Genomic DNA, 7140 nt, shown 5'->3' with positions numbered 1-7140 from the left:
TACATTTATGATAGAGCGCCTTTTCTTTTTTTTCTAGAATTTTGTTTCAAATCCCCGAGAACTATTTTACACATAGAAGTGGTAGGACTAGTTCTTTTAACTCAAGGTCTTCCAAGTAACGTTTGTCCCCTGGAACGAAATGAATTGGTGCATCAATATGCGTTCCGTATTGTCCAGGAAAAATAAACCGTTGTGCAAAAAATCCGTCATTATGTGTAAAGAGTGTTTTAATTTCCGCGTCATCAAATGCAGCAAAGTGCGGTGAATCAGGGCCAAAAGTATGTGTCAAATCTACCCATTGTTTGCCTTTAAGTAATTCAATGGCATTTAAAAGTTCATTCTCTGTTTTTGTTAAAGACATTAAACCACCTCGATTGATTAAATAATTTTAAGAAACAAAAAACCCTCTTCTTAAAGATAAGAAGAGAGTTTACTACAAATAAACGAAGTCACTCTTCTTATCTCTAAGCTTATTGCTTCTGGAATTGGCACAGTACTTTTACAAGTCCGCTGCCGAGGCTTCCAAGGGCCAGTCCCTCCACCTCTCTGGATAAGAAATATTAAGAATATTAAATTGATTGAATCAACTATATACGATTTGAAAATGGATGTCAAGGATTTTCTTTCTGGATCCATTTACAATGAATGTTAGTTATGATAACATATCCAATATCCCAATCATCCTACAAATTTGGAGTGTAAAAAATGCTAAAAAAGACAAATCGAGTATCCTTAGTGGATCAGGTGGTTTCCCAAATAGAGCATCTGATTGAAAGCGGAAAGTGGCCCATAGGTGAAAAGTTACCACCGGAGATGGAACTTATGGAGGAATTTGGTGTTAGTCGTAATACATTAAGAGAGGCCATTCATGCTTTAGTACATGCGGGCTTATTGGAAACAAAACAAGGAAGCGGGACTGTTGTTCGTTCGTCAAGCGCTTTGGAAGCAGCCTTCAATCGCCATATCGGAAAGTCCAATTTAATTGAGACACTTGAAGTGCGACTAGCTCTAGAGAGAGAGGCAGCTGAGATGGCCGCCAAACATCGAACAGATGAAGCAGTGGCAGAAATTGAGGCATGTATGGCACATTGTCAGGCGGCAGCCAAAAAAAACGACATAGAAGAATTCGTTAAAGCGGATATTACATTTCATAAAGCTATTGTAAAAGCAAGCAATAATCAATTATTACAGGATTTATATGAGTATATGACAGACCCTTTACATTCGTCTATTCGTGACATCATGATCATGGACATACCATTCGATTATGACAAAGAAATTCACCATGAACTAGTCCGAGCGATTCGAGAACAGGATGTCGCAGGGGCTAGAAAATATGTGAATGAATATATTCATGCGTTTAAACAACGATTGTAGGGTTTTTATTTTTGAAAGTTAAGGAGGTAAGGCTTTGAGTAAAAACATATCAACATCCTTAGAAAATACACAAAAACGAAACAAAACTTGGCTATTATTCATCGGTATTATATTAATTGGTGCAAATTTACGGGCGCCATTAACATCTGTGGGATCATTAATCTCCTATATTCGCGATGATTTAGGCATCAGTAATGGGGTAGCCGGAATGATTACAACCTTACCCTTACTGGCATTTGCTCTTCTTTCCCCATTTGCTCCGAAAATAGCAAATCGGATTGGGATGGAATGGACTATTTTTATTTCTTTAATTCTTTTACTCTTTGGGATAATCGTACGGTCTTTATTTGGCCCTGTCTCCCTATTCGCCGGAACGATGATTATTGGAATAGCTATCGCTTTTGGCAACGTGTTATTACCTGGATTTATTAAAATGAATTTTCCTTTAAAAATTGGGATAATGACAGGGGTATACGCCGTTTTCATGAACCTATTTGGTGCTTTGGCTTCTGGTTTAAGCGTCCCTATTTCATCGATTGGAAAGTTCGGATGGAAAGGGTCGCTCATCTTTTGGGGAATCTTTTCCTTCATTGCACTGTTGGTGTGGATTCCACAACTAGGTAAACAAAAAGAGCGTGAATCACTACAAACAGCTGAAAGTCCAACGAAAAAAGGGAACTCCATCTGGAAATCGCCTTTGGCATGGAGTATTACACTGTTTATGGGATTGCAATCATTGATTTTCTATACACTGATTACTTGGTTACCTCAAATATTACAAGCTAATGGGTATAGCTCTAGTGCTGCTGGTTGGATGTTATTTTTGATGCAGTTTGCTATTATTCCGATAACCTTTATCATCCCTGTTATTGCAGAAAAAATGACTAATCAAAAGGCAATATCGGTCATCACAGCTATTTTATTTGCCGCTGGAATCACTGGGTTACTACTGGCAAATAGTAATTTTCTCCTAGTAATTTCAGTTATTCTAATCGGTATTGCTGGCGGAAGTGCCTTTAGCTTGTCCATGATGTTTTTCAGTCTACGAACGAGTGATGGAAAACAAGCAGCCGAAATGTCCGGCATGGCACAATCGTTCGGTTACCTTTTAGCAGCAATCGGACCTACATTATTCGGTATGCTTCACGATATTACGAGCGGCTGGCAAGTTCCACTACTCATGCTTATTGTTGCTTCGATTATTATTTTAATTACTGGAATTCAATCTGGGGAAAATAAAGTAATTGCGGATACACAATCATCGAATACTAAGTCGGTGCATGTAGGATAAAGACAGCCAGAGGGACAGTCCATGTCCCTCTGGCTATTTAGCTTTTTCAACTTACACGAGTATTCTGTCCCAGCGGTTCATGTAATCTAATTACAAAGTGTATGATTTCATGAAAGAAGTTGGGTTAGTTATTGTTTTAAATCATTTTAACATTTCAATTTAATTTAGTTAGAGTTAAAGATAAGGGTTAGATTAATTTCTAATCCTTTTTATTTTGAAATCACATAGCCATAAGGAACTGTTCCTTCCAGGCTCTTGTAATTTGTCAAAAATTGCATTAATATTACTATTGAACTAGTACAAAATATCTAAATTATACATACATTGGAGTGAAAGTGATGGGGTGGAAGAAAGTCATTTTTTCTATTATTCTTCTTTTAACAGTTCTGATATCAGGTTGTAGTTCGGCTGAAGATGTATCGACAACAAGAGTAGAAAACCAAAATGACAAGCTTGTGATAGGGGTTGCACATGCCAATTATGAGGACACGTTCTTAAATTTATTGTTAGATGGGGTAAAAGAATTTGTAGACGAACATTCCAATGAAATGAAAGCGGAATACATAGATGCCGGGAATGATTCCAATAAGCAAATTGAACAGGCAGAACAATTTATTGAGCAAGGAGTAGATGCGATTATGCTTATCCCTGTAGATGTCATTGCAGCTGAATTAATTTTAGAAAAAGCGGAAAGAGCAGAAATTCCAATTGTATTAATGAATCGTTCTAGTTTGGAAACGGAAAGTGTATTCGTTGGTTCGGATGATGTATCTTTCGGCGTTATGCAGATGGAAAGAATCGCACAAATGTTAAAAGGAAAAGGGAACATTGCCATTATGAATGGTCCAATGGGGCAGGAATCCCAAGTAAACCGGACTAAGGGAAATAAACAGGTCATCGAAGAACATAAAGGGATGAAGGTTGTATTAGAAGGTACGGCAAACTGGAACCGAGATGAAGCGAAAAGTCTTATGAATACATGGATTGAATCCGGTATCAAAATAGATGCCATCGTTGCTAACAACGATGAAATGGCGATTGGAGCTATAGAAGCTGCTGAGGAAGCTGGGGTTCGTGACGAAATCATTTTTGCTGGTATTGATGGAACACCAGATAGCCTTCAGTATATCGAGTCAAAGAGATTAGCAGTATCTGTTTTGCAAGATGCAAAAGAGCAGGGACAAACGGGGATGAATGCAGCTTTACGTATGGCTAAAGGGGAAACATTAGTGAAAGAACCGATTTACATTCCGGCAGAACTAATTGTGAAAGATAATGTAGACAAGTATAAATAAAGGCTGAGAGGGGGTAGGCAGATGGGAAAAAATAAACAAGAAAAGAGTAGGTTCTTTTCGATCAATAAAAAAATAGTCTTGAGTTTTTTAGTAATAGGTATCGTATTCTTTAGTGCTTCAGCTATTTACTTTATCCAATTGAAGACGGTAGAAAAATCTAATTCAGAAATCATGAATCGGCATGTGGCTATTTTAGAACACATTGATGAAATCCAAATCCAAGCGAAAAGTCAAATTGACCATTTACGTGCGTTCTTTTTATCTGGGAATACCGATTTAGTGGCTGAAATGGAAGAAGCCAATCAGAATGTACAGGAGATGATTAATACTTCAAGGGAACTTGTGAATACTCAAGATGAGAAGGATAGTTTACGCAAAATTGAAATCATGAATAAGTTGTTTTTAGATGCTGCGACTGTAGCAATTCCGTATCAAGATAGTAATTCTCCAGTAAAATTAATTTCCTCATTAGCGGACATTCCGAGTATAATGGCTACTAAAATGGTAGATGAGTCGAAAATATTAGCCGAATCTACTAATAAAGAAATTGAAGTAGCCATTCATGATAATAAGGAAAAGGTTCAGCAAACTTTTATTCTATTAATCATTTCGGCCGTTGTTTCATTGGGGTTGTTAGTAGTGATAGGGATGGCGGTATCAAGATTGATTGTGAAGCCAATTGTGCAAGTCTCGAATATGGCTCGTGAAATTGCAAATGGAAATATTAGGGGTGAAAAAATAGAAATAAAAAATAATGATGAAATTGGTGATCTTTCAAGTTCCTTTAATTTGATGAGGGATAATTTACATCAAGTTTTATATAAAGTAGAACAAAATGCAGAGCAGCTTGCGGCAACGAGCGAAGAGCTAACGGCAAGTACAGAGCAAACAAGTCAAGCATCGGAGCAAATCAGTGACGCTATTCAAGAAATTGCCGTTGGAGCGGAGAATCAAGCAGACAGTACCCAAAATGCTACAACGGTGGTGAAAGAGATGTCTGCCAGTATGGACCAAGCTTCATCATCAATGGGCATGGTGGCGAGACTTACTTCTAAGACAAGTGAAAAGGCTGCGGATGGGCAGCAGGTGGTTAACTATACGACCCGTCAGATGGAACAAATCCAGCAGAAGGTCTCACAAACCTATGAAATTGTTCAAGTATTAAGTGAAAAATCCAATGAAGTCGGAGAAATAACGACAATTATTGCTAAAATTTCGGAACAAACGAATTTATTAGCCCTAAATGCTGCGATTGAATCGGCTCGAGCTGGGGAACATGGAAAAGGATTTGCAGTTGTAGCGGAAGAAGTACGAAAACTAGCTAATCAATCTGGCGAAGCAACAGCCCATATACGTGAAATTATTGAGGAAATTCAAAATGAAACTAGGAAAGTAGTAGACTCGATGCAGGAAGGAAAAGAGTCTACAGATCAAGGAATTAAACTGGTAAATCAAACAGGTGATACCTTTAAGGAGATTACGAGTATGGTAGAGGATGTGGCGGAACAATCTGTCCATGTATCTAACATTATTGAGAAGGTCAATAATGGCTCACAGTCTATGGTGGAATTAGTAGAGACGATTTCAACGGTTTCCGATCAAGCCTCCGCAAATAGCCAAAATGTTGCAGCTGCCTCTGAAGAGCAAACAGCTTCCATGGAGGAAATCTCCGCATCCTCCCAAATGCTGAGAGAAATGGCAACTGATTTGCAAGATCTTGTGCAGACGTTTCGGTTTTGAGTTGGGGGGGCAGGTCCAATGTCCTTGCAAAATTATTAAAATACGGTATGCAATTATTAGACTAAGTGTAATCTGCACTTAGTCTATTTTGAATGGTTCATTCTGAAGCTCTTCTAAAGTAACTCGGGAAATTAGTCTTTGTATATTTGAGTTACCCTACATCCCTGCTTGATGTAACATGCTAGTTTTTTGAGAAACGGCTGCATATATCAGTGCTTACACCTCGGATATCAGCAATCGTATACTGAATATCAGTATTCACGCGCAGGATATCAGCAATCGTGTACTGAATATCAGCAACCACACACAAAATATCGGCATTCGCACCCAGAATATCAGTAATCATGGCTTGGAAATAAGCATTCGCGTAGCAATCGTAGGAAGATGAAGAGTCGTTTTACCAATTTAATATTTTGAAAATAGTTCCTTTAATCATATAATCTTCATTTCTATAAGCCATTGTTACGTCATATTTAAATTCACCAGAATAAGGGTTTGTAGGACATAAGAAACTCCCCTTAAGGTAGAACAGATTTTTTATTTTTTAATCTGTCTACCTTAAGGGGAGCATATCAACATGCACTTAGATCATTCATAGATAGAGGAAATGGGACCCATCTCCCCCTTCGCCCTACAATAGTTTGATACATCTCTTTATTATTTAATCGTATTTCCACCATCAATAACGATGTTTTCACCTGTAATTAAGTTAGTTGCATCACATGCTAGGAATAGTGCAATTGCGGCAACTTCTTCTGGGTAACCAAAACGACCAAGAGGAATTTCCTTTTTCGCCTTTTCCCCTTTTTCTCCAGCCCATGCTTTTTTACCTAATTCTGTTAGTATAACAGTTGGTGAAATTGCATTTACGTTAATGTTGAATGGTGCCCATTCTAATGCAAGAACTTTTGTCATTCCTACCACACCAGCTTTGCTTGCACCGTAAGCAACGTGATTATCTAAAGCGATGATTGCTGCTTGAGAAGCTAGATTAATAATTTTTCCACCATGACCTTGTTCAATCATAACATTGGCAACTTTTTGTGACATTTTGAATGTACCAGTTAAGTTAATATCGAGTGTTTTTTGCCAGTAGTTATCTGAAATGTTTTCTGCATCATCTAGTAAAGCAATTCCTGCACAGTTTACTAGAATATCAATTTTACCAAAATGATCCTTTACTGCTTGAACTGCCTGAGTCATACTTTCATCATTAGTTACATCGCAATGTACGCCTATTGCATTTTCAGCACTCATATTTTTAGCGACATCATTAACATCCTCTTTAAGGTCTAAAATGGCAACTTTCGCACCTTTTTCAAGGTATAACTCAGCAACTGCGTTTCCAATACCGCTTGCTCCCCCGGTTACAATCGCAACTTTATCAGTAATGTTAAAGTTTTTGTCAAAGCCTTTGAATTCCATGTTACATCCTTC

5 protein-coding genes, 1 pseudogene and 1 riboswitch are annotated in these 7140 nt (G+C 37.8%); of the genes and pseudogenes, 4 read left to right on the top strand and 2 right to left on the bottom strand.

Annotated elements, in window-relative coordinates; all coding sequences use genetic code 11:
• Positions 1–67: 67 nt before the first annotated feature.
• Positions 68–361: pseudogene (locus ACFQ18_RS13670) on the bottom strand (cyclase family protein); the annotation flags it as partial.
• Positions 362–455: 94 nt separating this feature from the next.
• Positions 456–557, bottom strand: a riboswitch (SAM riboswitch).
• Between the two features lie 148 nt (positions 558–705).
• Between ACFQ18_RS13670 and ACFQ18_RS13665 the strand changes: the two are divergent.
• The 4 genes from ACFQ18_RS13665 to ACFQ18_RS13650 all read left to right on the top strand — a co-directional run bounded on the left by ACFQ18_RS13665 (position 706) and on the right by ACFQ18_RS13650 (position 5703).
• A complete protein-coding gene (locus ACFQ18_RS13665) occupies positions 706–1377 on the top strand; it encodes a FadR/GntR family transcriptional regulator (RefSeq protein ID WP_204798514.1) in 672 nt (223 codons plus the stop codon).
• Between the two features lie 34 nt (positions 1378–1411).
• Positions 1412–2668: a CynX/NimT family MFS transporter gene (locus ACFQ18_RS13660; RefSeq protein WP_204798515.1), complete on the top strand. Its 1257-nt coding sequence runs from the start codon at positions 1412–1414 to the stop codon at positions 2666–2668.
• 338 nt (positions 2669–3006) lie between these two features.
• The gene (locus tag ACFQ18_RS13655) at positions 3007–3963 is read left to right on the top strand and encodes a substrate-binding domain-containing protein (RefSeq protein ID WP_204798516.1); all 957 of its coding nucleotides are present in this window, start codon (positions 3007–3009) and stop codon (positions 3961–3963) included.
• Between the two features lie 21 nt (positions 3964–3984).
• Positions 3985–5703, top strand: a complete 1719-nt coding sequence (locus tag ACFQ18_RS13650; RefSeq protein WP_204798517.1) for a methyl-accepting chemotaxis protein — start codon at positions 3985–3987, stop codon at positions 5701–5703.
• A 657-nt stretch (positions 5704–6360) separates the two neighbouring features.
• On the opposite strand, the gene ACFQ18_RS13645 is transcribed toward ACFQ18_RS13650, so the two are convergent.
• Complete coding sequence (locus ACFQ18_RS13645) at positions 6361–7128, bottom strand: SDR family oxidoreductase (protein WP_204798518.1); 768 nt, start codon at positions 7126–7128, stop codon at positions 6361–6363.
• Positions 7129–7140: the final 12 nt, after the last annotated feature.

Origin of the sequence: Oceanobacillus caeni (assembly GCF_042678465.1) — a bacterium.
Lineage (GTDB): Bacteria > Bacillota > Bacilli > Bacillales > Amphibacillaceae > Oceanobacillus > Oceanobacillus caeni.
Note: the sequence above shows the minus strand (reverse complement) of the source record. Positions and strands in the feature narration are given on the sequence as shown.